This is a genomic window from Streptomyces sp. NBC_01471 (assembly GCF_041438865.1).
Lineage (GTDB): Bacteria > Actinomycetota > Actinomycetes > Streptomycetales > Streptomycetaceae > Streptomyces.
On record NZ_CP109450.1, the window covers coordinates 5,358,751 to 5,381,980 of the forward strand.

Sequence of the window (23,230 nt, forward strand, 5' to 3'; positions counted from 1 at the left end):
CCCGGAGATCCGCCGCGTCAGCCGTCGGAGTCGTCCCGGCGGGCGCCGCGCACCGTGTACAGCGTGGCGCCGCCCAGGAACAGCAGCGAGGCCGTCACCCAGGCGCCCGGCTGTGCCCCGGGCCGCACCGGCCAGTCCCACACCAGGACCGCCCGCCCCGCAGGGCCCCCGCCCGCCAGATACGCCGAGCTGAGGAAGGCGATCACGGGCAGCCAGCTGAGCCGGGCGCCGATCACGGCGGCGGACGCTGCCGCGATGCCCTCGGCGCCCAGGAGATTGCGGACGACGGCCGGGGCGCCGAACTCCTGGGCACCTCCCGGCACGGCGAGTGCCAGCGAGCCGGCCGCGAGCGCGGTCAGGGCCAGCAGGACGGCCAGCCGCCGCGGCCACCAGAGGCGCACGGCCGTGCGGTTGAGCTCGGCCGAGTGCTCGTGCAGTGCGGTGCCGATCGCGGCGGCCGCGAGCATCGGCGCCAGCGCCACGACGGGCACCAGACGGCCGGGGCCGAGGTAGGCGTGCAGCGCGTGCGCGGCCCAGGCGGCGAGCACGGCCGTACCAGCGAGCGTGTACGCGGTGAGCGGCAGCCCGTGCGAACGGGCGTACAGGGCCCTGGGGTCGAGGTCGTGCGGTGTGCCGCTCACAGTGCGGGCACCCCGTTCCTGTCGCAGGCCCCCTGGGTGGCCGCGAAGTAGCGGGCGAGCCAGCCGCGCCGTGCCCCGGGCTCCATGGACGTCAGCCGGCCGAGAGCCGCACGGTCCTTCTTGTCGCGGGCCACATCGGCCGCCGTGCCCCGCCGGCGCGCGGCCGACTCGTCCGAGGCCCGGCGCCGCTCGCTGAGGCCGCTGGAGATCAGCCAGTCCTGTACGGCGCCGCTGGTGCGGAGGAAACGGTCGTCGCCGTCGCCGATTCCGCAGGATCCGTACGCCAGTGTCACCCCGACCTCCCAGGCGAACTGCTGCGGGTCGGCGAGCCGGCCCCGTACGACGCTCTGGCCGAGGAAGAACTCCGGCAGGGTTCTGCTGTCCGGCCGGGCCGGACCGGCGATGTCGTCGAGCCGGTCCGGGGCGTTCTCCACCCCCGCGAGACGTCCGGCGATCCCGCTGAGAGCCGCGGTCACCTGCGGCAACAGGTCACCGTGTACGGCGGCGACGCAGATCCGGAGCGCTGTTCCCGCGCAGGTCTCCCGGCGGGCGGCCGGATCCTCGCGCCACATCGATGAGCCCGACTGCACGATGAGCACGGCGACGGCGCACGCGGCGGCCAGCGGCAGCAGGGCCAGCGGGCGGGCCCGGCGGCGGGCCGCGCACAGCAGCACCACGGCCGCGGCGAGCCCGCAGATCCAGAGGGTCATCGCGTACGGCTGCCACCACACGGGCAGCTCTTCACCGGTGCCGTACTGGAGCGCCGGGTCCAGAAAGCGCACCGCCCCCTCCTGGTAGGAGGGGACACCGAGGGCGGCGTACGCGCAGACGGCGAGCAGCGGTGGGGCCAGCCGCCAGCGCACCGCCCGCCCGGCGGCGTGGCCCACCACCGCCATCGCCACCAGGTACAGCGCGTCCGCCAGATGTACGGAGAGCTGCGGGCTGCCCGCCGATGTGTACGGCCAACTGGCCGGCAGCGCGATGGCGGAGGCGGCCAGATAGCCCGCGGCCGGGCCGGCCGCCACCGGCAGCGACGCCGTCAGGAACTGGGCGAGCGGGCCACGGGATGCCGACGCGCGCAGCTCGGCCGTACCGCGTCTGTGCTCCCTGCCGCCCTGCCGGCAGCCGATGGCGGCTGCCATCGGGCCGCCGAGCAGTGTGGCGACGGTGTGCAGTTCGTACTCGGTCTGCGTCCAGCTGCCCTGCCAGTAGGCGGCTTTGCTGACCAGCGGCACCAGCAGGGTGAGGAAGACGGCGACCGCCGCCCATGGGGTGAGCCCGCCGCGCAGTTCAGCGGCCCAGGGGCGGGGAGCGGGCCGCGGAGCTGCCGCTGTGCTTGCGGGCGACGGCGTACGGACGGTCGCGCTCACCCGGCGGACCGGGCCGTGAGCGGCGCGCCCGCGCGGTGCTCGCGCAGGGCGGTGGTGTAGCCGCGCTCGATGGCGTTGCCCTCGCGGTCGCGGCCCGCGGCGCTCTCGCCGAGGGCGGCCAGCGAGGCCGGCGTACCGCGGTAGGCGATCCTGCCCGCCTCGATGAGCGTCACATCCGTGCAGGCGACGGCGACGTCCTCCACCAGATGGGTGGAGACGATGACCGTGGAGCCCTCACCCAACTCACGGAGCAGCGATCTGAATTCGACGCGCTGCTCCGGATCGAGACCGGCGGTCGGCTCGTCCAGGAGCAGGACGTCCGGGTCGTTCACGACGGCCTGGGCTATCCCGACGCGCCGCACCATCCCGCCCGAGAGCGTCTTGATCTTCGCGTCGATGCGGTCGCCCAGCCCGACCCGGTCCACGGCGCGCTCGACGGCCTCCGCCGTCCCGGCCCGGGGCATCTCCTTCAGCCACGCCACATAGGCCACGAACTCGCGCACCGTGAAGCCCGGGTAGTAGCCGAACTCCTGCGGCAGATAGCCGAGTCCGCGCCGCACCGCTGTCCGCCCCCGGTGCTCGCCGATGTCCTCGCCCATCATCTCGACCCGGCCGGACGCCGGGGCCGCGACTGTGGCGAGTACCCGGATCAGCGATGTCTTGCCCGCGCCGTTCGGGCCGAGCAGACCGTGTACGCCGGGGGCGAAGTCGAGGTCGACGGAGTCCAGAGCGGTGGTCCTGCGGTGCCTGACCGTGAGGCCGGAGAGCCGGATGGCCGCTCCGCCGCCCCGGCGTCCCCCCGCCCCGCCGTGCGGGGCTGTCGCGCTGGTGACACTCATGCCTTCTCCATCCGGTCGAACGAGTGACGGCGCAGGGCCAGCAGCCCCGCGCAGAGTGAAGCCGCGACGGCCCAGCCGCTCTGGGCGGAAGCGCCCGAGACGATGGACGAGAGCTGTCCGGAGACCGCGTCGAACAGGAACGGTCCGCCGGACGGCCCCGCAGCGGCCGCCGGCAGCAGCACCGCGCAGGCCCAGCCGGTGCCCAGCGCGGCGGCGGCGGCCCGGCAGCCCACGTACGAGCCGAGCGCCAGCGAGCCCAGGGTCAGCGCGAGTCCGGGCAGCAGCCAGGTGGCCGCTCCCGGAACGCCGTCGTCGGCCGGCAGCAGTGCCTCGGCGCCGGTGAGCAGCGGAACACCTGTCACCAGCACGGTGGCGGTCCGGATCAGGAGCAGCCGCAGCCCGCCCGACGGGGTCGAGGCGACGATCTCGTGCATCGGGTCGGCGTGCCGCCCGTGCGACACGGCGACACCGGCGACCGGCACCACCGGCGCCAGGGCCAGCAGGACGGCGCGGGCTCCGGCGAGCCCGGCTCCGTGGGCCAGTCCGGCGGCCCCCAACACGACCAGCACCACCGCCACCGCCCAGGGGCCGGGCAGCGCGGGCCCCGCTGCCCGGGGGGCCCGCGCCGCACGCAGGACGCGGCCCGGCCGTGAACCGTGCCGCGCGCCCCGGACGGTCCCGGGCCGCCCCCGGCGGCCCGGGACGTGCGAGCCTGCCCGAGCACGGCGGCCCGGACCCCGGCCAGCGCGGGGCCGGCGGCCGACGCCCGCACGGCGGCCGACACCCGGGCCGCACAGGGCCCGCACGCCTCGACGTGCTTCTCCAGCGACCACGCGTCCTTCTCGGCGGCCTCCCCGGACGCGTAACGGGCCGCGAGGGGCCCGCCGACGTGCCAGGTGTGCGGCGCGGTGTCCTGGCTGCTCATACCGTCCCTCCCACGGGGCCTGCTCCGGGTGCCAGGCCGGCCAGCGCGGCGCGCAGCTCGCGGCGGGCCCGTACCGCTCGCGTCTTGACCGTCCCCTCCGGGATCCCGAGGAGCTGCGCGGTCTCGCGGGTCGTCAGCCCGTCGACGACCGTGGCGCGCAGCACGTCGCGCAGCTCCGGCGAGATCCGGTCGAGCGCGGTGCCGACGTCCCCGTATTCGAGCCCGGCCAGGACCCGGTCCTCGGCCGACGCCGCCACCGGGGCCGCCTCGTGTGCCGCGCTTTCCGCGCGGGCCGCACGGGTCAGCGCCCGCTGTGCGTCGACCAGCCGGCGGCCCGCGATCACCCACAGCCAGCCGCCGGCCTCGTCCCCACGGTGTGAGCCCGCGGACCGCCAGACGGTGACGAAGGTGTCCTGCAGCACTTCCCGTACGACGTCGGGGTCGGCGCACCGCCGGGTGAGCCGCGCGTGCAGCCAGCCCGCGTGCCGGTCGTAGAGCGCGGCCAGCGCGGCCGGGTCGCCCTTGGCCACGGCCCGCAGCAGCGCCGCGTCCCCGGCGTCGTCGTGGGCTCCCCCCGGGGAGCGGAACAGTCTCACGCTCTCTCTATCGCCGTTGCACGGGTCATCGGTTCACCGGATCTCCGGTTCATCGCTTTTCCGGCCTATCGCTTTTCCGGTCCATCGGGTTGCCGGTTCATCGGTTCGCCGGTTGATCTGCTCGTCGCTTCGTCCGTCCGGCCCACCCCCCCCGCACCGATCGGAGCAGGGGTGTCCGCGTGAATGCCGGGACTGGGTGGCCGGTGTGCCGGAATTGCCCGATCCGGTGGTGGTGTGGACAATTCCTCTGCGGGGAACTGAATGTGACCCGGCGCACGTTGGTGAGACGAATACGGATGGGGCCGCGCCCGCTGGGTAGGGCTTGAATCCAACCTCGTCACCGACCTTACGGAGATTCTCGTGGCCGCTTCAGCGCAGCTTCTGCTCTCGGCCCTGTCCAAACCCGTCCCGGAGACCGTTCCGGAGCTCGTGCCGGACCTGATGCCCGACCCCGACGCGAGCACCAGCTCCATGGAGCTGCCGCTGACGAGTGAGCCGCCGCTCTCCGACGTCGCACCCCTCACCAGCGAGCCGCCGCTCGCCGACTTCACCCCGTTGACCAGTGAGCCCACCGCATACGGAACGGCTGCCGGGATCTGACCGCAGCCTGAACGGGGAGTCCGCATGAGCCTTGCCAGGCTCGCCGCGCTGCATGGAGTCGCCACCAGCTACGCACCGTCCGAGGACGTCACCGTCCCGGTCTCCGACGCCACCGTCATCGCCGTGCTCGCCGCGCTCGACATCGACGCGTCGACACCGGAGGCGGTCGCCACGGCGCTCGCCCGCCACGAGGCGGCCCTCGCGGACCGGCTGCTGCCGCCGACCGTGGTGGCCAGGCCCGGTGAGCGCCCCCCGGCCGTGCGCGACCTCCCGCCGGGCACCCAGCTGCGGATCGAGACCGAGCAGGGCGGCACCCTCGACAAGTGGCAGGAACTGCCGCTCGGCGTGCACCGGTTGCACGCCGAGGCGGCCGACGGGCGCACCGTACGGGCCACTCTCGTGGTCGCGCCCGAACGGGTGCCGCAGCCGCCCGGCCACAGTCACGGCTTCCTGGTGCAGCTCTACTCCCTGCTGTCCGCGCGCTCCTGGGGCATGGGCGACCTCGGCGACCTGGCCGATCTCGCCGCCTGGTCGGGGCGGGTGCACGGCGCCGGATTCGTCCAGGTCAATCCGCTGCATGCGGCAGCGCCCGGGTCGCCCACCGACCCGTCGCCCTACCGCCCTTCGTCGCGGCGCTTCCCGGACCCCGTCCACCTGCGGGTCGAGGCGGTCCCCGAATACGCGTACATCGGGGACCGCGGCCATCTCCGCCGCGCCGCCGTACTGCGCGAGGCGGTGCTCGACGGGGGCGCCCTGATCGACCGCGACGCCGTGTGGGCGCTCAAGAAGGAGGCCCTGGAGCTGGTCTACGAGGTCCCGCTCGGCCCCGGCAGACGCGCCGCTTACGCCGACTTCCTCGCCACCCAGGGACGCCCGCTGGAGGACCACGCCACCTGGTGTGCGCTCGCCGAGGAACACGGGCCCGACTGGCACACCTGGCCCGCCCCGCTCCGCGACCCCCGCTCGCACGGCACGGCCCGCGCCCGCGCGGCGCTCCAGCACCGCGTCGACTTCCACATGTGGCTCGCCTGGCTGACCGACGCCCAGCTCGCCGACGCCCAGCGCGCCGCCCGCGAGGCGGGCATGGAGACCGGCCTGGTCCACGACCTGGCCGTCGGGGTGCACCCGGACGGCGCCGACGCCTGGGCCCAGCAGTCCATCTTCGCCGGGGGGATGTCCGTCGGCGCCCCGCCGGACGCCTTCAACGCCCGCGGCCAGGACTGGGGTCTGCCCCCCTGGCGCCCCGACGCGCTCGCCGCTTCCGGCTACGCGCCCTACCGCGGCCTGCTGAGGGGCATCCTGCGGAACGCGGGCGCGATCCGGATCGACCATGTGATGGGACTCTTCCGGCTCTGGTGGGTACCGGGGGGCGGCGATCCCACCACCGGAACATATGTCCGTTATGACGCCGATGCGATGCTGGCCGTTCTCGCGCTGGAGGCCCACCGCGCGGGTGCGGCCGTCATCGGCGAGGACCTCGGCACGGTCGAGCCCGGCGTCCGCGAATCCCTGTCGCGCCGCGGTGTGCTGGGCACTTCGGTGCTCTGGTTCGAGCGCGACTGGAGCGGTACGGGCCGGCCGCTGTCGCCGGACACGTGGCGTGAGGAGTGCGTGGCCACCGCCACCACCCACGATCTGCCCTCCACCGCCGCCCGGCTGACCGGTGAACATGTCGAACTCCGCCATCGCCTGGGCCTCCTGACCCGCCCGCTGAGCCAGGAACAGGCCGAGGACAAGGCCGAACTCGCCGAGTGGCTGGGCTTCCTCGCCCGGCTCGGGCTGCTGCCCGAGGGCTCGGGCGACGAGGAGGGGGAGGTCCGCGCGGTCCACCGCTTCCTGCTGCGCACCCCGGCCCGGATGACCGGCATCTGGCTGCCGGACGCGGTCGGGGACCGCAGGCCGCAGAATCTCCCCGGCACCTGGGACCAGTATCCCAACTGGCGGCTGCCGGTCGCCGACCCGCAGGGCAGGCCCATGACCCTGGAGGAAGTGGCCGCCTCGCCCCGTCTGCACCGCCTGATGGCTGAGTTCCGGCCGCGTACGGCACCCCCGGGCGCGCAGACCGCATAGCCGTTCGCTACGTTTGGTCCGTGGACAAGAAGAACGCCCTGCGCGCCGGAGCCGTAGCAGCCGGTACGACGCTGATGATGCTGCTCATGTCGTCCCCCGCGCTCGCGCTGACACGCGACGACGGCGACGACCCCGGTCCGGGCCTGAGTGTCTTCGACACGATCGGCCTCTTTGTGATCACACCTCTCGTGCTGTTCGGGATCATTGCCGGACTGGTGATGGTCCTCGACAAGTCCCGCAAGAAGGCCTGACACCCGCCCTCTTCACCCGATGTGCCGCGGAGCCGCCCGACCGGCCCCGCGGCACCTCTGCGTTCCGCGCCGGATTTCCGCGCCGGATTTCCGCGCCGGATTTCCGCGCCGGATTCCCGCTCCGGATCTTCCGTGCTGCATCCTTCGCGATCCTTCGCGCCGGATCCTTCGCGACCGGCGTGAGAACCGGCGTGAGACCGGCGGGGGATAGGTTGCGGACATGACCGAGTGGGACATCCGGAAGCTTCAGATCCTCCGTACCCTGAGCGAGCGGGGCACCGTCACGGCCACCGCCGAGGTGCTCCGGATGACCCCGTCGGCCGTCTCCCAGCAGCTCTCGAACCTGTCGAAGCAACTCGGTGTACCGCTGCTCGTGGCCCACGGCCGACGGGTCAGGCTCACCGACGCGGCCCATCTGGTGCTCCGGCACGCCGAGGCGGTCTTCGCCCAGCTGGAGCGCGCGGACGCCGAACTGGCCGGCTATCTCCAGGGGGAGGCGGGCGAGGTCCGGGTGGGAGCCTTCTCCACCGCCGTCCCCGCGCTGGTGGTCCCCGCCGTGGCCGCGCTGCGCCTGAGCCACCCCGCCGTCGAGGTCCGCATCCGTGAGGCGGAGGCGGCCGAGGCGTACGAGCTGCTCGCGGGCGGCGACGTCGATCTGGCGATCTCCCTCGCCGCCCACGCCCCGACCGCCCGCGACCCGCGCTTCACCCGCGTACCGCTGCTGGCCGACCCGCTCGACGTGGCGCTGCCCGCCGGGCACCCGCTGGCCTCCGCCGAGGGGCTGCGGCTCGCCGACCTCTCCGGCGAGGCATGGATCTTCGGCGGCAGCGGCCCCTGGTCGGAGATCACCACAGCGGCCTGCGAGGCCGCCGGATTCGTCCCCGAGCAGGCGCACAGCGCGGCCGGCTGGACGGCGATCCTGGCCATGGTGGAGGCCGAGATGGGGGTCGCGCTGGTGCCCAGGATGGCGGTGGGCGGCGAGCGCCGTACGGGGGTGGTGACCCGGGTGCTCAGCGCCGACCAGCCGCTGCGCCACGTGATCGCCGCGGTGCGGCGCGGGGCCGAAGGCGGTACCGCGGTCGGCCGGGTGCTGGACGCGCTCCGCGAGGTCGCACGCGGGCAGGGCGGCCACCCGTAGCATCGTTCAGATTCACTGAATGGATTCTGTGGAAACTTTCGATGGACGTGATCGGTGGTTCTGGGTGAGAGTCGGAGCATGACTTCCACCGATGCAGCGAGCTCCCAGGACCCCCACGCCAACGACGCGGCTCCGTACGGCGGCGGCGACCCGTACGCCGACTACCGCAGCGGGGACCACGCCTTCACCGAGCTGGTCGACCTGGCTGACCGCCGCCTCGGTGCGGGTGTCGTCGCCGCCAACGACGAGTTCTTCGCCGAGCGCGAGAACCTGCTCGTCCGCGAGCGCGCCGTCTTCGACCCCGAGCACTTCGGTCACAAGGGCAAGATCATGGATGGCTGGGAGACCCGCCGCCGGCGCGGCGCGTCCGCCGAGACGCCCTTCCCGACCCCGGACGACCACGACTGGGCGCTCATCCGGCTCGGCGCCCCCGGCGTCATCCGCGGGATCATCGTGGACACCGCCCACTTCCGCGGCAACTACCCGCAGCAGATATCGGTCCAGGGCGCCTCGGTGGAGGGTTCCCCGAGCCCCGAGGAGCTGCTCGCCGACGACGTGAAGTGGGAGGAGATCATCCCGCGGTCCCCCGTGCTCGGCCACGCGGCCAACGCCTTCGAGATCACCGGCGAGCGCGTCTACACCCACGTCCGGCTCTGCCAGCACCCCGACGGCGGTGTCGCCCGCCTCCGCGTGCACGGCGAGGTCGTGCCCGACCCCGAGTGGCTCGACCTGCTCTCCACGGTCGACCTGGTCTCGGTGCTCAACGGCGCCGCGTACGAGGACGCGTCGGACCGCTTCTACTCCTCGCCGACCCAGATCATCCTGCCCGGCACCTCCCGCAAGATGGACGACGGCTGGGAGAACCGCCGCCGCCGCGTCCGCGACACCAACGACTGGGTGCGGTTCCGGCTGGCCGCGCAGGGGTCCGTACGCGCCGTGGAGATCGACACGGCCTACCTCAAGGGCAACTCCGCCGGCTGGATCGCGCTGAGCGGCCGTGACGGCGAGACGGGCGAGTGGTTCGAGATCATCCCGCGCACCAAGCTCCAGCCCGACACCCTGCACCGTTTCAAGCTCGCTGCCGAGGCCGTCGTCACCCACGTCCGCCTGGACACCTTCCCCGACGGCGGTGTGGCGCGGATGCGCCTGCACGGCACGTTCACCGAGGCGGGAAGGGCCGAGCTGCGCCGCCGGTACAACGGGTCCTGACCCCTCCGGCCCCACTGACACCTCTGTACGGAGGCCGGGGGGAAACCCGCACAGAGGAAGGGGCGGGGCGCGGTCCTGGAACCGCGCCCCGCCCCGCATCCATGTTCAGGCGCGCGCCGCAGCCGCGTCCGCGGCCTGGGCCCGCAGCGCCCGCTCCACGCCCGCGCGCGACTCGGACACCAGCCGTCGCAGTGCGGCGTTCGGCCCGGCGGACTCCAGCCAGGCGTCCGTCGCGTCCAGCGTCTCCTGCGACACCTGGAGCGCCGGGTAGAGGCCGATCGCGACCTGCTGGGCCATCTCGTGACTGCGGGACTCCCAGACGTCCTTGACCGCGGCGAAGTACTTCTCCGTGTACGGAGCGAGGACCTCGCGCTGGTCGGTCTGGACGAAGCCGCCGATGACCGCTTCCTGGACGGCGTTGGGGAGCTGGTCGGACTCCACGACCGACGCCCAGGCCTCCGCCTTCGCGGCCTCCGTCGGACGCGCGGCGCGGGCGCTCGCCGCGTGCCGCTCACCCGCGGACGTCCGGTCGCGCAGCAGCTCGGCCGCGATCTCCTCCTCGTCGAACCGGCCGACCACGGCCAGCCGGTGCACGAACGCCCAGCGCAGCTCGGTGTCGACGGCGAGCCCCTCGACCGTCTCCTCGCCCTCCAGCATCCCGTTCAGCAGATCCAGCTGGAGCGGCGTGCGGGCGGTCGCGGCGAAGGCGCGGGCCCACGCCAGCTGGTGGTCGCTGCCCGCGTCGGAGGCCCGCAGATGGGCGAGCGTCGCGTCCGTCCACTGGGTCAGCCCCGCCTCGCGCCAGGCCGGGTCCGCGTACAGGTCGAGTGCCAGCTTCACCTGGCGGTGCAGCGACTGGACGACGCCGATGTCCGTCTCCTTGGAGATCCCGGAGAGGACGAGCGCCAGATAGTCGCGGGTGGCCAGCTCGCCGTCGCGGGTCATGTCCCAGGCGGAGGCCCAGGACAGCGCACGCGGCAGCGACTCGGCGAAGTCGCCCAGGTGCTCGGTGACGACGCGCAGCGAGTCCTCGTCGAGGCGCACCTTCGCGTACGACAGGTCGTCGTCGTTGAGCAGGATCACCGCGGGGCGCGGGGTGTCCTGCGGGAACGGCACCTCGGTGCGCTCGCCCTCGACGTCCAGCTCGATCCGGTCCGTACGGACGAGCTTGCCGTCCTCGTCCAGGTCGTAGCAGCCGATCGCGATGCGGTGCGGGCGCAGCGTCGGCTCTCCCTTGGCGCCCGCGGGCAGCTCGGGCGCCTCCTGCCGTACGGCGAAGGAGGTGATGTGGCCGGCGCCGTCCACCTCGATCTCCGGGCGCAGGATGTTGATCCCCGCGGTCTCCAGCCACGCCGTCGACCAGGCCTTCAGATCGCGCCCCGAGGTCTTCTCCAGCGCGCCGAGCAGGTCCGAGAGGCGGGTGTTGCCGAAGGCGTGCTGCTTGAAGTACGCCTGCACGCCCTGGAAGAACTCGTCCATGCCGACATAGGCGACGAGCTGCTTGAGGACCGAGGCGCCCTTGGCGTACGTGATGCCGTCGAAGTTGACCAGCACGTCGTCCAGGTCGGTGATGTCGGCCATGATCGGGTGCGTCGACGGCAGCTGGTCCTGGCGGTAGGCCCAGGTCTTCATGGAGTTGGCGAACGTCGTCCACGACTGGGGCCACTGGGACCCGTCCGCGTACGCCTGACACGCGATGGAGGTGTACGTGGCGAACGACTCGTTCAGCCAGAGGTCGTTCCACCACTCCATCGTGACCAGGTCGCCGAACCACATGTGCGCCAGCTCGTGCAGGATCGTCTCGGCGCGCGTCTCGTACGCGGCGTCGGTGACCTTGGAGCGGAAGACGTACTGGTCGCGGATGGTCACCGCGCCCGCGTTCTCCATGGCGCCCGCGTTGAACTCCGGCACGAAGAGCTGGTCGTACTTGGCGAACGGGTAGGCGTAGTCGAACTTCTCCTGGAACCAGTCGAAGCCCTGCCGGGTGACGTCGAAGATCGCGTCCGAGTCGAGGAACTCGGCCAGCGAGGGGCGGCAGTAGATCCCGAGCGGGACGGACACGCCGTCCTTCTCGTAGCTGCTGTGCACCGAGTGGTACGGGCCGACGATGAGCGCCGTGATGTACGTCGAGATGCGCGGCGTCGCCTCGAACTCCCAGATGTGGTCGCGGGGTTCGGGCGTCGGCGAGTTGGAGATCACGGTCCAGCCCTCGGGGGCCTTCACGGTGAACTGGAAGGTGGCTTTCAGGTCCGGCTGCTCGAAGTTGGGGAAGACCCGCCGTGCGTCGGCGACCTCGAACTGGGTGTACAGGTAGGCCTGGTCGTCGACCGGGTCGACGAAGCGGTGCAGGCCCTCACCGGTGTTGGTGTACGCGCAGTCCGCGACGACCCGCAGCTCGTTCTCCCCGGCGAGCAGCCCGGAGAGCGCGATGCGCGAGTCCTTGAAGACGGCGTCGACATCCAGGGACGTGCCGTTCAGGACGGCCTCGCGCACCGTCGGCGCGATGAGGTCGATGAAGGTCTCGGCCCCGGCCTCCGCGCTCTGGAAGCGGACCGTGGTCACGGACCGGTAGGTGCCTCCCTGCTGCGCGCCGCTGAGGTCGAGGTCGATCCCGTACGAGTCGACGGTGAGCAGGCTCGCACGCTGACGTGCCTCTTCGCGGGTCAGATTTGTGCCGGGCACCCGGGTCATCTCCTCGGTATGTGACGTTTCCGCTCATCCTTCCACGCCCCGCGGCATGCGAGAGGGCCGGACCGGGCGGGATACGGCGGAGCGCACAGCCCCGCGGCGCCGGCGGACCGTGCTGCGGGACTGTGCGCTCCCTGTGGGACTGTGCGCTCCTGGACGGGGCGGTGGACTCAGGCGCTGAGCTCCGCCGCCACCAGCTCCGCGATCTGGACGGCGTTCAGCGCTGCGCCCTTGCGGAGGTTGTCGTTCGAGACGAAGAGGGCCAGGCCGTTCTCCACGGTCTCGTCGTCGCGGATGCGGCCCACGTAGGACGGGTCCGTACCGGCGGCCTGGAGCGGGGTCGGGATCTCGGAGAGCTCCACGCCCGGGGCCGCCTTCAGCAGCTCGTAGGCGCGCTCCACGGTGAGGGGGCGGGCGAAGCGGGCGTTGATCTGGAGCGAGTGGCCGGAGAAGACCGGGACCCGGACACAGGTGCCGGAGACCTTCAGCTCCGGGATCTCCAGGATCTTGCGGGACTCGTTGCGGAGCTTCTGCTCCTCGTCCGTCTCGAAGGAGCCGTCGTCGACGATCGAACCGGCCAGCGGCAGCACGTTGAAGGCGATCGGACGCTTGTAGACGGCGGGCTCGGGGAACTCCAGCGCGCTGCCGTCGTGGGTCAGCCGGTCCGCGTCGGTGACGACCTTGGCCGCCTGGCCGTGCAGCTCGGCGACACCGGCGACGCCCGAGCCGGACACCGCCTGGTAGGTGGCGACGATCAGTGCTTCCAGACCGGCCTCGTCGTGCAGCGGGCGCAGCACCGGCATCGCGGCCATCGTCGTGCAGTTCGGGTTGGCGATGATGCCCTTGGGGCGGTCGGCGATGGCGTGCGGGTTGACCTCGGAGACCACCAGCGGGACCTCGGGGTCGCGGCGCCAGGCGGAGGAGTTGTCGATCACGACGGGCCCCTGGGCCGCGACCTTCTCCGCGAGCGCCTTGGAGGTGGCGCCGCCGGCCGAGAAGAGCACGATGTCCAGACCGGAGTAGTCGGCCGTGGCCGCGTCCTCGACGGTGATGCCCTTGCTCTGCCAGGCGAGGGTGGTGCCCGCGGAGCGGATGGAGGCGAACAGCCGCAGCTCGTCGACCGGGAATTCCCGCTCTGCGAGGATCTTGCGCATGACTGTGCCGACCTGACCGGTGGCTCCGACGATTCCGACCCTCACGGTGACTCCTCCGTACTCACTGCGCACCTGTTGCGCGTCATTGCTGGCCATGGTGGCCACGGCCGACCGCACCATCATGCGTACGACCGGCGGCGCCCTGTCCAATCCATTGTCCGGGGAACGGACAGCTCTGCGGAACGGACAGCTCCGCCGAACGGACTGCTCCGCCGAACGGACTGCTCCGGGAACGGACCGTGGGGCGGGCACCGGTCCTGGCGCCTGCCCCACGGCCCTGCCGCTCACACTTTATTTCGCACGGTTGCGGCGTTTCCCACAGTTACGGTGTGACCTTCGCGATCCGGACGCTGCCGGTCCCCGCGACCGTGCCACGGGCGTCCAGCAGCTGCACCTGGCCGAAGAGCTCGCGCCCGGCGGGCGCCGGTCCCGCCGCGACGATCCGGGCGGTGGCCTTCGCCGAAGCCCCGGTGGCGAGCTTCACCGGCTTGGACGCGTCGACCTCGACCGAGCCGAGCGACGGCGCGAAGTACACGTCGCGGTAGCCGTACTCCGTCGATCCGGCCGGGACCGCGTAGGCGTCCACCTCGACGGTGTACGTACCGGCGGCCGGCTTCAGCAGCGCGACCGACTCGTCGGAGCCGCCAGCCGCTGACGAGCCGACCTCGGCGCCGTCCCGGTACACGTAGAGATCCAGGTCGGCACCGGTGTCCGAGGTCCCGCCGATGGACACGTCGAACCGGTCGACGCCCTGGGGGACCGTGATCGTGGTGGTCCTGCTCTCCCCCTCCTTGATCGTCGGGGTGGCGTCGTCGGACGAGCCGAGCGGGCCGCCCTTCAGTGTGCCGTCGATGGCCGCGAAGCCGTTGCGGACCGTCCACCCGACCGGTGCCGGGGTGCCGGCCTTCGCCTCGGGGAGGGACTGGACCGCCGGGTCGAAGGCCGCGCCGAGCAGCGCCACATCCAGCTTGTACGGGTTGTCGAGGTAGGGCGATGTACGGCGGGCCTCGACCTCGATCTCCCAGACGCCCGGCGCCGGGTCCGCGTAGGACCGAAGATCCGGACGGCAGGTGTTGGCCGGGTTGTCGTAGTTCGGGTAGCAGCTGGGCGTCGACGTGTCGTCCACCGGCACCCCGTACGGGTGGATCGAGATGAACCGGGTCTGGCTGCCGGACCGCAGCGCGCTCATTCCGACCTCAAGGGCCTTGGCGCCCTCCGGCACCGTCAGGAAGTACGACGTGGTGCCGTTGCGCTGCACCGAGCCGGAGTGCTTGGCGGTGTACGAGGGCTTGGCGAGCGGCTTCGAGACGACCACGGTGGCCATGATCTGCTGGTCCGTGCCCACCGTTCTCGGGTCGTCGAGCTGGAGGATGGCGCTGTGCGCCCCGGCCGTGGCGGGCTTCGCCCGGACGGTCAGCGTCACGGCCCTGCCCAGCGGCAGGGACACCCGGGCCGGGCCGGCGAGCGAGAAGGTGCCGTCGTTGTTCCGGAAGGACAGCCGGTGCGCGACGGCCCGGTCGGGTCCGGTGGTCCGCACGACGGTGACCTTGTACGCCTTCTGCTGCCCGGCCTTCAGACCGCCCTCGCGGTCGTAGATGCCGGTGCCGTGACCGGGTGTACCGAGGGCGTCGTCGATCGCGGTGTCGACCGGCGCCCTGACCGTGTACTCGTGCGCGGCGCCCTGCCGGGAGTCGGCGCCCTTCCTGATCGTCTTCCAGGCACCGACGATGTTGATCAGGCCCGCACCCTCGGCGTGCGCGGGGACGCCCTTGATGTGGGTGGCGGTGCTGGTGAGCGCGGTCCGCAGATCGGCCGGGGGCAGCTCGATGTGCTGCTGCTTCGCGGCCGAGAGGAGCAGCGCGCTCGCGCCGGCGGCCTGCGGGGCGGCCATCGAGGTGCCCTGGAGCATCGAGTATCCGGCGGGCAGCGGGTACCCCGCCTCCTTCACCGGAGCGCCGGGCAGCCAGGTCTGGGTGGAGTTGACGGCGGCCCCGGGCGCGGAGAGTGTCGGGGTGAAGCCGCCGTCCTCACGCGGGCCGCGCGAGGAGAACGGCATCATGTCGTTCTTCTTCGTCACGCCGGACCCGTAGTCGGCGGCCCAGGTCTCCTTGGAGATGGTCGCGCCGACGGAGATCACGTGGTCGGCGAGGCCGGGGTCGCCGATGGTGTTGGCACCGGGGCCCTCGTTGCCCGCCGAGATGACGAGCTGGACGCCGTAGGTGTCGATGAGGCGCTTGTAGAGCAGGTCCCGCGCGCTGCTCCCGTCGTTGAGCGGGGGCAGTCCGCCGATGGACATGTTCACGATGTCCACGCCGCGGTTGACGACCAGGTCCATCATGCCCTCGGTGAGGGCGACGTTGGTGCAGCTGCCGCTCCAGGTGCAGGCGCGCGAGGACACGATCTTCGCGCCGGGCGCCGCGCCGTTCATCGCGCCGCCGAACAGGCCGTTCGCCGCGGTGATACCCGCGACGTGGGTGGCGTGCTCGCCCTCGATGACACCGATGTTGACGTAGTCGGACGTGTCGCCCGCCGCGTCGCGGACGACGTTCTTGCGGCTCTCGACCACGAAGGGGACCCGCTCGACGACATCGGTCGCCGGGTCGTCCTTGCCGAAGTAGCCGATCTGGAACCTGTCCTTGTACGGCTTCATCGCGACGTCGTCGGTGAAGTCCCCGTTGCCGTTCAGGTCCACCCGCACGGTCCCGGCGGCCGGGTCGTACAGCACACCCCACACGTCGGTGGTGTCGCCGTCCCGGTTGAGGTCGCCCGCCTCGTCGCCGCCGGTCGTGGCCTTCTCGGCGAAGGTCTGGAAGCGGTACGAACCGGCCGGGGCCTTCCAGCTGCGGCCCGCCGCGCTGAAGGCCGGGCCCGTCACGGCACTGTCCATCCGCAGCCAGGTGCCGTCGCCGTCGGAGACCGGGTCCGTCGCGGTCACCCAGTCGACGATCTTCCGCTCGCCGGTGCTGGTCCTCCGCAGCGCCGGGTGACCCAGGTCGACACCGGAGTCGAGGATGCCGATGGTCACGCCCCGGCCGTCGGACTTCGGGTGCTGCTGCACGAAGTCCACGGCGCCCGTCTCGAAGGACGGGTTGTACGGGTTCCTGGCCGGGGTCCTGCGGCCCGGAGCGGAGTACGGTCCGGCCGACGCCGCGGACCTGGCACCCTTCGCGGTGTCACCGGCCGGGGTCGGATCGTCCAGCGCGATCTCCTGCTTGAGGTCGATGCCGCGGACGGAGGAGAGCTTCCCGGCCGCCTTGATGGCCGAACCCGCCCTGGGCGTCGGCAGGGTGGCCCGTACGTACCCCAGCTTGTCGTCGGTCCTGCCGACGACCGCACCGGGAACGGCGCCGAACTGCTCGCGCACCTGGGCGGTCGCGCCCGGCGCGGTCGCCACCATGACGGTCACGGACTTCGTGCCGTTCTGTTCGGCCCGGCCGAGCAGCTGCGCGTCGGACGCGCCGAGCTTGTCCGAAGCGGACCCGGCAGGCTTCGCGGCCTTCACGCCGGGGGGCGCGGGCCTGTCCTGACCTGCGGCGGCGACCGCGGGGGCGGCACCGGTCGCGGCGAGGGCGAGCACCACGCCCGCGGCGGCCGCGAACCGGGCCGCGCGTCTCGCCCGGGTTATGGAGCTGGGGAATTCGAGGCTCATCTGCATCCCTGTATGTGGAAGAAAAGATCCGGAATCCGGAGCTTGATGACCGGATCTTTACCTAAATGACCCTCTCTTGGGGAGAGTTGCTTGTCGGAGGGCCACTCCTTGGCGGCCTTCCGCCATACGCCACCACGGCCATAGCGGGCCGAAACCGATCAACTCCGTACTGCCCGGACGCGCCCACTTCCCGGCGACGGCGGCGCCCGCGGGTGATCCCTGTGCGGTGATCGGTGTTGCCTGTTGCGGCCTCGTTCACGCACAGGTCATGCCCGCTGCCAACCATCCAGAGGAGCGGGGAGAACCAGCCCCGCCACCCATGCAGACGCGTCCGCAATCGGGGAGACCGAGCCATGTCACGTATGCGTTCCGCCGCCCGCGCACTCGACCGCCGTGCTTTTCTCGCCGCCGCCGGGGCCGCAGCCGTCGCGGCCGGCGTCGGCACGGCCATCGGCACCGGCGGCGGCGCCTCCGCCGCCCCCGCTCCCGCCACGCCCGGGGCCGCCGTGCCCGCCGCACTCCGCTCCGCGCCCACCGCACCCCCCGGGCCGTCACCGGCCGGTACCACCCTGCTCGCCTCGGCGGCCCCCCGCACCGGCCACCCGGGCAGCGGCTACCGGCGGCTGGGCGACGGGCCCGGCTGGGACCGGGTCGTACGGGACCGGCTCGCCACCCCGGGCGCGGGCCGCGCCGCCCGGCGCAGCACGCTCGCCGCCTTCGTCCAGCTCACCGACCTGCACCTCACCGACGTCCAGCACCCGGTGCGCGGCGAATTCCTGCGCCCCGCCGACACCGCGTCCTGGCGCCCGCAGGAAGCGCTCACGGTGCCCGGCGCGGTCTCGCTGGTGGAGCGGGTCAACGCCCTGCGCGCGGGCCCCGCCACCGGAGCGCCGCTCTCCTTCGTGATGACCACCGGGGACAACACCGACAACAACTCCCACGCCGAACTCGGCTGGTTCCTCACGGTGATGAGCGGCGGACGCATCACCCCCAACACCGGTGACCCGCACCGCTACGAGGGGGTCCAGGACTCCGGCATCACGCACTTCTGGCACCCGGACTCGACCCTGCGCGACACGGACAAGCAGCGCGGCTTCCCGCGCATCGAGGGCTTCCTCGCGGCGGCCGTGCGCTCGGTGAACAGCCCGGGGCTGCGCCTGCCCTGGTACTCGACCGTCGGCAACCACGACTCGCTCACCGGCGGATCCATGGCGGCCCGCGGCCACTTCCTGGCCGACTTCGCGGCCGGCGGGCGGAAGCTGTACGAGATCCCGGCCGCCGAGGCGCGGGCCCAGCTGGCCACGGACCAGAAGAACGGGGACTTCGACGGCAGCCACTTCGCCGCCCTGGTCCGCAGGCACGCCAAGGACCTGCGCCACATCACCCCGGACCCGGCCCGCGCTCCCTTCACCCCGCGTGAGTACCTCACCGCCCACCTCGACCCCGCGCACGCGGGCGCCGGTCCGGTGGGGCACGGCTACACCCGGTCCAACCTCGACAGCGACACGCTCTACTACAGCTTCCGGGTCGCCCCCGGCGTCCTCGGGATCAGCCTCGACACCACCGGCCGGGGCGGCCACTTCACGGGCACGGTCGGCACCGCGCAGCTGAACTGGCTGGAGCGGACGCTCAAGGCCCATGCGGGCGAACACGTCCTGGTCTTCAGCCACCACAACAGCTGGACCATCACCAACACCCACCCCGACCCGGCCCGCCCCGGTGAGCGGAACCACTCCGGCGCCGAGATCGTCGCGCTGCTGGGGAAGCACCGCAACGCGGTCGCCTGGATCAACGGCCACAGCCACCGCAACAAGATCCAGCCGCACGGCTCCTTCTGGGAGGTCACCACCGCGTCGCACATCGACTTCCCGCAGCTCGCCCGGGTCTTCGAGCTGGTCGACAACAAGGACGGCACGCTCTCGCTCTTCACCACCCTGGTCGAGTCGGCGGCCCCGTACCGAACGGACTTCACCGACCTCTCCCAGACCGGCCTGGCCGCGCTCTACCGGGAGCTGTCCTTCAACGCCCCCGGCGCCCGTACGGACCTCTCGGGTACGGCGGGCGACCGGAACACCGAACTCGTCCTCAAGAAGCGCTGATCGACGCCCGCCCGACAGCCACGCCCGGCAGCCGGGCCCCCGGGTCAGCGGGGCAGGATCACCACACGGGCAGCGGGCGCGCGGTCCTCGGCGGCCATCAGGGCGGTGCGTACCACCGTCGCCTGCTGCGCCGGTGCGTCGCGGAGCTTGGCCGGCGTCAGATGGACGACCGTGATGCCGAGCCGCTCCAGATGGTCGCGCTTGCGGGCGTACGGCGAATCGAGCACGTCCTCCGCCGGGCCGGCCGCACCACCGGCCGCACACCCGGCCCCCTGACCGGAACGCCCGCGGGGCGCCGCCCGGGTGTCGAGCTCCACCGCCACCGCCTCGTCGGGCCAGTAGACGTCCACACCGCCCAGTGAGGGGCCGCCGGGAAGCCGCAGTTCCACGTTCCACAGCGGGACGGGCAGCCCGTGGTCGCGCACCAGGCCGTACAGCCGGTCCTCGGCGAGCGAACGCCCCTCAGCGAGCAGCGAGTCCACCGCGTCCGAAACCTGCTCGCGCGAGAGCAGCCGGGCGAGGGTCAGTTCCCTGACCAGGGAGGCCGGTTCGCAGTGTCCACCGCGCACGGCCTCGGTGAGGAGGCGGCGCACCGCGTCCGGGTCCGCGAGCTCCGCGACCGCGTCGGCCAGGGCCCGCTCCACCGGCGCCACCGGCACCCCGGCGATCAGCTGGGCCCCCGGCAGGGTGTGCGCGCGGACGATCCGGGCGCAGCCCGTGGAGCGGAGGCGGCGGGTGCGCGGTACCAGCACGTCGATCCGGTCGACGGAGATCAGCGGGGGAGCGGCCGAGAAGCGGTGCAGCGAGAGTGCCGCGAGACCGGTGACCATCGTGTTGCCGTAGCGGTTCGGCGCACTGTCCTGCACCATGCCCTGGCGCGGCTGGGACGGCACCTTCCCGGACCTGTCCGCCGGTGGGCGCCCGGCGTACAGCAGTGCGGCGTGCAGCCGTTCCTCGCTGGTCGGCGGGGCCGCGTGCAGTACGAAGACCCCTGGCAGCAGCTGCTGCCAGGGGCCTCCGGGCCGGCACTGGGCGGTCGCACGGGCCGCCGTCACCCCCTGCTCGCGCAGCTGCGGCGCCGAGAGCACCCGGCCGTGGACACCGGCGGAGTGACAGAGGGAACGGGGGGAGAGCGGGGACGAGGTCTCCCCGCAGAGGGAGGTATCGCGGTTCATGCACCGGAGATGCCCACGCTCCCGCCGCCCGCTAACCCCTGTTACACAACTGTCGGCAAAACCGGACAACACCGTCCTAAAGTAAGCGCGTTCGTTGGCCGAGCGGGCCGTCGCCCGGATGGCCCAGGGCGGCGGCCCGCTGAGGGAGCAGCAGGCTGCTTGTCAGACCGCGAGGCCGGTTCTCAGACGGCTCGCCCCGCTGCGGATCCCGCCCCGGCATCGCATTCCTGGCCGCGCAGCGCACGCGCCAGGTCGTCCCGCGCCTCCAGGACGAGCCGGCGCAGTGCGGGCGGCGCGTCCCGGTGCCCGTCCAGCCAGGCGTCCGTCGCCGTGAGCGTCGACCGGTTGTCCTGCAGTCCGGGGAAGAGGCCCTTCACGACGAGGATCCCGATCTGGATCGAACGCTCGGACCAGATGCGCTCGATGACCTCGAAGTACTTCGGTGCGTACGGGGCGGTCAGCTCGCGCTGCGACGCCTGTCCGAACCCGCCGATCACCGCCTCCACCAGCGCGTTGGAGAGCGTGTCGGACTCCACGAGCGCCGCCCAGGCCTCCGCCTTGACCTCGGCCGAGGGGCGCGAGGCCAGCGCGCGCACCTCGTGCCGCTTGCCGGACGCCGTGTCGTCGCGGGCCAGCTCCGCCGCGATGCCCTGCTCGTCGGCGATGCCGTGCGAGGCCAGCGGGGCCAGCAGCTCCCAGCGAAGCTCCTGGTCCACATCGAGCCCGTCGACCTTCGCCGAGCCGTCGAGCAGTCCCTGGATCAGCTGGAAATCGGTGTCCGTCGTCGCGGTGGACGCGAAGAACCGCGCCCAGGTCAGCTGGGCCTCGCTGCCGGGCTCGGCCAGCCGCAGCTCGCGCAGCGCACCCTCGGCGAGCAGCCGCCCGCCCTCCTCGCGCCACTCGGGCGCCGCGTAGTGCAGCAGCGCGCTCAGCGTCCAGGCGTGCAGCATCTGGAGCACGCCGATGTCCGACTCGCGGCCCGCGAACCGCAGGACCAGCGCGATGAAGTCCCGGGCCGGCATCAGCGCGTCCCGGGTCAGGTTCCACAGTGCCGACCAGCAGAGCGCCCGTGCGAGCGGATCGGTGATGTCCCCGAGGTGCTCGCGGAGCGTGTCCAGCGAACCCTCGTCGAAGCGGATCTTGCAGTACGTGAGGTCGTCGTCGTTGACCAGCACCAGGTCGGGCCGTTCGGCACCGGCCAGTTCGGCCACGACCGTACGCGGCCCCGACACGTCCGCCTCGGCGCGCGCGTACCGCACCAGCGCCCCGTCCTCGACCCGGTACAGCCCGACGGCCACCCGGTGCGGGCGCAGCTCGGGGTGCGAGTCGGCCGCGTCCTGCATCACGGCCAGCTCCGTGACACGGCCCTCCGCGTCGTGGACGACGGCGGGCGTCAGCGAGTTGACCCCGGCCGTCTGGAGCCAGGAGCGCGACCAGGACACCATGTCCCGGCCACTGGTCTCCTCCAGCACGGACAGCAGATCGCCGAGCCGGGTGTTCCCGTACGCGTTCCGCTTGAAGTAGCGGCGGGCGCCCTCCAGGAAGGCCTCCTGACCGACGTAGGCGACCAGCTGCTTGAGCACCGAGGCGCCCTTGGCGTAGGTGATCCCGTCGAAGTTCAGCTTGGCGTCCTCCAGGTCACGGATGTCGGCCGTGACCGGGTGGGTGGACGGCAGCTGGTCGGCGCGGTACGCCCAGGCCTTGCGGTTGTTGGCGAAGGTGATCCAGCCGTCGGTGAAGCGGGTGGCGTTGACCATCGAGAAGGTGCCCATGAAGTCCGCGAAGGACTCCTTCAGCCACAGGTCGTCCCACCAGACCATGGTGACGAGATCGCCGAACCACATGTGGGCCATCTCGTGCAGGATGACGTTGGCCCGGCGCTCGTATGCCGCGCGCGTCACCTTGCCCCGGTAGATGTACTCCTCGCGGAACGTCACCAGACCGGGGTTCTCCATCGCGCCGAGGTTGTACTCGGGCACGAAGGCCTGGTCGTACTTGCCGAAGGGGTACGGGAAGTCGAAGTGGTCGTGGAAGAAGTCCAGCCCCTGCTTGGTGACCAGGAAGATGTCATCGGCGTCGAAGTGCCGGGCAAGACCCTTGCGGCAGAGAGCGCCGAGCGGGATCTCCAGCTCGGCCCCGTCGTCCAGGGTCCGGCGGTAGACATCGGTCACGTGGTGGTACGGGCCGGCGACGACCGCGGTGATGTACGTGGAGATCGGCTTGGTCTCCGCGAAGCTCCACACCCCGTCGGTGTGCTCGCCGACGCCGTTGCTCCACACCGTCCAGCCGTCGGGCGCCGTCACCTCGAACTCGTACGGCGCCTTCAGGTCGGGCTGTTCGAAGTTCGTGAAGACCCGGCGCGAGTCGGCGGGCTCGTACTGCGTGTACAGGTAGACCTCGCCGTCCTCCGGGTCGACGAAGCGGTGCATGCCCTCGCCGGTCCTGCTGTACGCGCACTGCGCGTCCACGACCAGGACGTTCTCGGCGGCGAGCCCGTCGAGCGCGATCCGGGACCCGTCGAAGACGACGGCCGGGTCCAGCTCGCGCCCGTTCAGCTTCACCGACGTCACCGACGGAGCGATCAGATCGGCGAAGGTGGAGACGCCCGTCTCGGCCGAACGGAACCGCACCGTCGTCACCGAGCGGAACGTGCGCGGCTCGCCGTCCGGGACGTCACCGAGCGCCGAGCGCAGATCGAGGGCGACCGCGTACCCGTCGACGGAGAGGAGCTCGGCCCGCCTCCGGGCTTCGTCGCGGGACAGATTCTCACCGGGCACGGGCACTCCTTCGTGTATACGATCCGTTGTCCGAATCCTCCCACGCGCT

General features: G+C 72.4%; 16 protein-coding genes. 6 read left to right on the plus strand and 10 right to left on the minus strand.

Annotated elements, in window-relative coordinates:
• Positions 1–17 precede the first annotated feature (17 nt).
• The 5 genes from OG285_RS24010 to OG285_RS24030 all read right to left on the minus strand — a co-directional run bounded on the left by OG285_RS24010 (position 18) and on the right by OG285_RS24030 (position 4,371).
• Positions 18–641 carry a hypothetical protein gene (locus OG285_RS24010; RefSeq protein ID WP_371792165.1) on the minus strand — a complete coding sequence of 208 codons (624 nt, stop codon included), beginning with the start codon at positions 639–641 and terminating at the stop codon, positions 18–20.
• A complete protein-coding gene (locus tag OG285_RS24015; protein WP_371792166.1) occupies positions 638–2,011 on the minus strand; it encodes a hypothetical protein in 1,374 nt (457 codons plus the stop codon). Before OG285_RS24015 ends, OG285_RS24010 begins: the two co-directional genes overlap by 4 nt.
• On the minus strand, positions 2,008–2,850 hold the full coding sequence (locus OG285_RS24020) for an ABC transporter ATP-binding protein (RefSeq protein ID WP_371792167.1): 843 nt from the start codon (positions 2,848–2,850) through the stop codon (positions 2,008–2,010). Before OG285_RS24020 ends, OG285_RS24015 begins: the two co-directional genes overlap by 4 nt.
• Positions 2,847–3,419 carry a hypothetical protein gene (locus tag OG285_RS24025; RefSeq protein ID WP_371792168.1) on the minus strand — a complete coding sequence of 191 codons (573 nt, stop codon included), beginning with the start codon at positions 3,417–3,419 and terminating at the stop codon, positions 2,847–2,849. The genes OG285_RS24020 and OG285_RS24025 overlap by 4 nt, the downstream gene beginning before the upstream one ends.
• A 352-nt stretch (positions 3,420–3,771) precedes the next feature.
• Positions 3,772–4,371, minus strand: coding sequence for an RNA polymerase sigma factor (locus OG285_RS24030; protein WP_371792169.1), 600 nt, complete (start codon positions 4,369–4,371; stop codon positions 3,772–3,774).
• A 360-nt stretch (positions 4,372–4,731) separates the two neighbouring features.
• On the opposite strand from OG285_RS24030, the gene OG285_RS24035 reads away from it, so the two are divergent.
• The 5 genes from OG285_RS24035 (at position 4,732) to alc (ending at position 9,639) form a co-directional block, all read left to right on the plus strand.
• Positions 4,732–4,971 carry a hypothetical protein gene (locus tag OG285_RS24035; protein WP_164265240.1) on the plus strand — a complete coding sequence of 80 codons (240 nt, stop codon included), beginning with the start codon at positions 4,732–4,734 and terminating at the stop codon, positions 4,969–4,971.
• 24 nt (positions 4,972–4,995) lie between these two features.
• Positions 4,996–7,041 carry a 4-alpha-glucanotransferase gene (gene malQ, locus OG285_RS24040; protein WP_371792170.1) on the plus strand — a complete coding sequence of 682 codons (2,046 nt, stop codon included), beginning with the start codon at positions 4,996–4,998 and terminating at the stop codon, positions 7,039–7,041.
• A gap of 20 nt (positions 7,042–7,061) precedes the next feature.
• On the plus strand, positions 7,062–7,292 hold the full coding sequence (locus OG285_RS24045) for a hypothetical protein (protein WP_266856982.1): 231 nt from the start codon (positions 7,062–7,064) through the stop codon (positions 7,290–7,292).
• 220 nt (positions 7,293–7,512) lie between these two features.
• Positions 7,513–8,430: a LysR family transcriptional regulator gene (locus OG285_RS24050; protein ID WP_371792171.1), complete on the plus strand. Its 918-nt coding sequence runs from the start codon at positions 7,513–7,515 to the stop codon at positions 8,428–8,430.
• A 78-nt stretch (positions 8,431–8,508) separates the two neighbouring features.
• Positions 8,509–9,639: an allantoicase gene (gene alc / locus OG285_RS24055; protein WP_356825858.1), complete on the plus strand. Its 1,131-nt coding sequence runs from the start codon at positions 8,509–8,511 to the stop codon at positions 9,637–9,639.
• A 105-nt stretch (positions 9,640–9,744) separates the two neighbouring features.
• Here the strand turns inward: alc and pepN (OG285_RS24060) are convergent, their stop codons facing one another.
• From pepN (OG285_RS24060) to OG285_RS24070, 3 genes are all read right to left on the minus strand, one after another.
• On the minus strand, positions 9,745–12,321 hold the full coding sequence (gene pepN / locus OG285_RS24060) for an aminopeptidase N (protein WP_371792172.1): 2,577 nt from the start codon (positions 12,319–12,321) through the stop codon (positions 9,745–9,747).
• A gap of 176 nt (positions 12,322–12,497) precedes the next feature.
• Positions 12,498–13,526 carry an aspartate-semialdehyde dehydrogenase gene (locus OG285_RS24065; protein WP_356826007.1) on the minus strand — a complete coding sequence of 343 codons (1,029 nt, stop codon included), beginning with the start codon at positions 13,524–13,526 and terminating at the stop codon, positions 12,498–12,500.
• A gap of 277 nt (positions 13,527–13,803) precedes the next feature.
• Complete coding sequence (locus OG285_RS24070; protein WP_371792173.1) at positions 13,804–17,136, minus strand: S8 family serine peptidase; 3,333 nt, start codon at positions 17,134–17,136, stop codon at positions 13,804–13,806.
• Between the two features lie 347 nt (positions 17,137–17,483).
• Between OG285_RS24070 and OG285_RS24075 the strand changes: the two genes are divergently transcribed.
• Entirely contained in the window at positions 17,484–19,229 is a 1,746-nt protein-coding gene (locus tag OG285_RS24075; protein WP_371792174.1) for a TIGR03767 family metallophosphoesterase, read from the plus strand.
• A 44-nt stretch (positions 19,230–19,273) separates the two neighbouring features.
• Here OG285_RS24075 and OG285_RS24080 read toward each other — a convergent pair whose 3' ends face one another.
• Both OG285_RS24080 and pepN (OG285_RS24085) read right to left on the minus strand, forming a co-directional pair.
• The gene (locus tag OG285_RS24080) at positions 19,274–20,404 is read right to left on the minus strand and encodes a hypothetical protein (protein WP_371792175.1); all 1,131 of its coding nucleotides are present in this window, start codon (positions 20,402–20,404) and stop codon (positions 19,274–19,276) included.
• A gap of 182 nt (positions 20,405–20,586) precedes the next feature.
• Entirely contained in the window at positions 20,587–23,181 is a 2,595-nt protein-coding gene (pepN, locus tag OG285_RS24085) for an aminopeptidase N (RefSeq protein ID WP_371792176.1), read from the minus strand.
• Positions 23,182–23,230 lie beyond the last annotated feature (49 nt).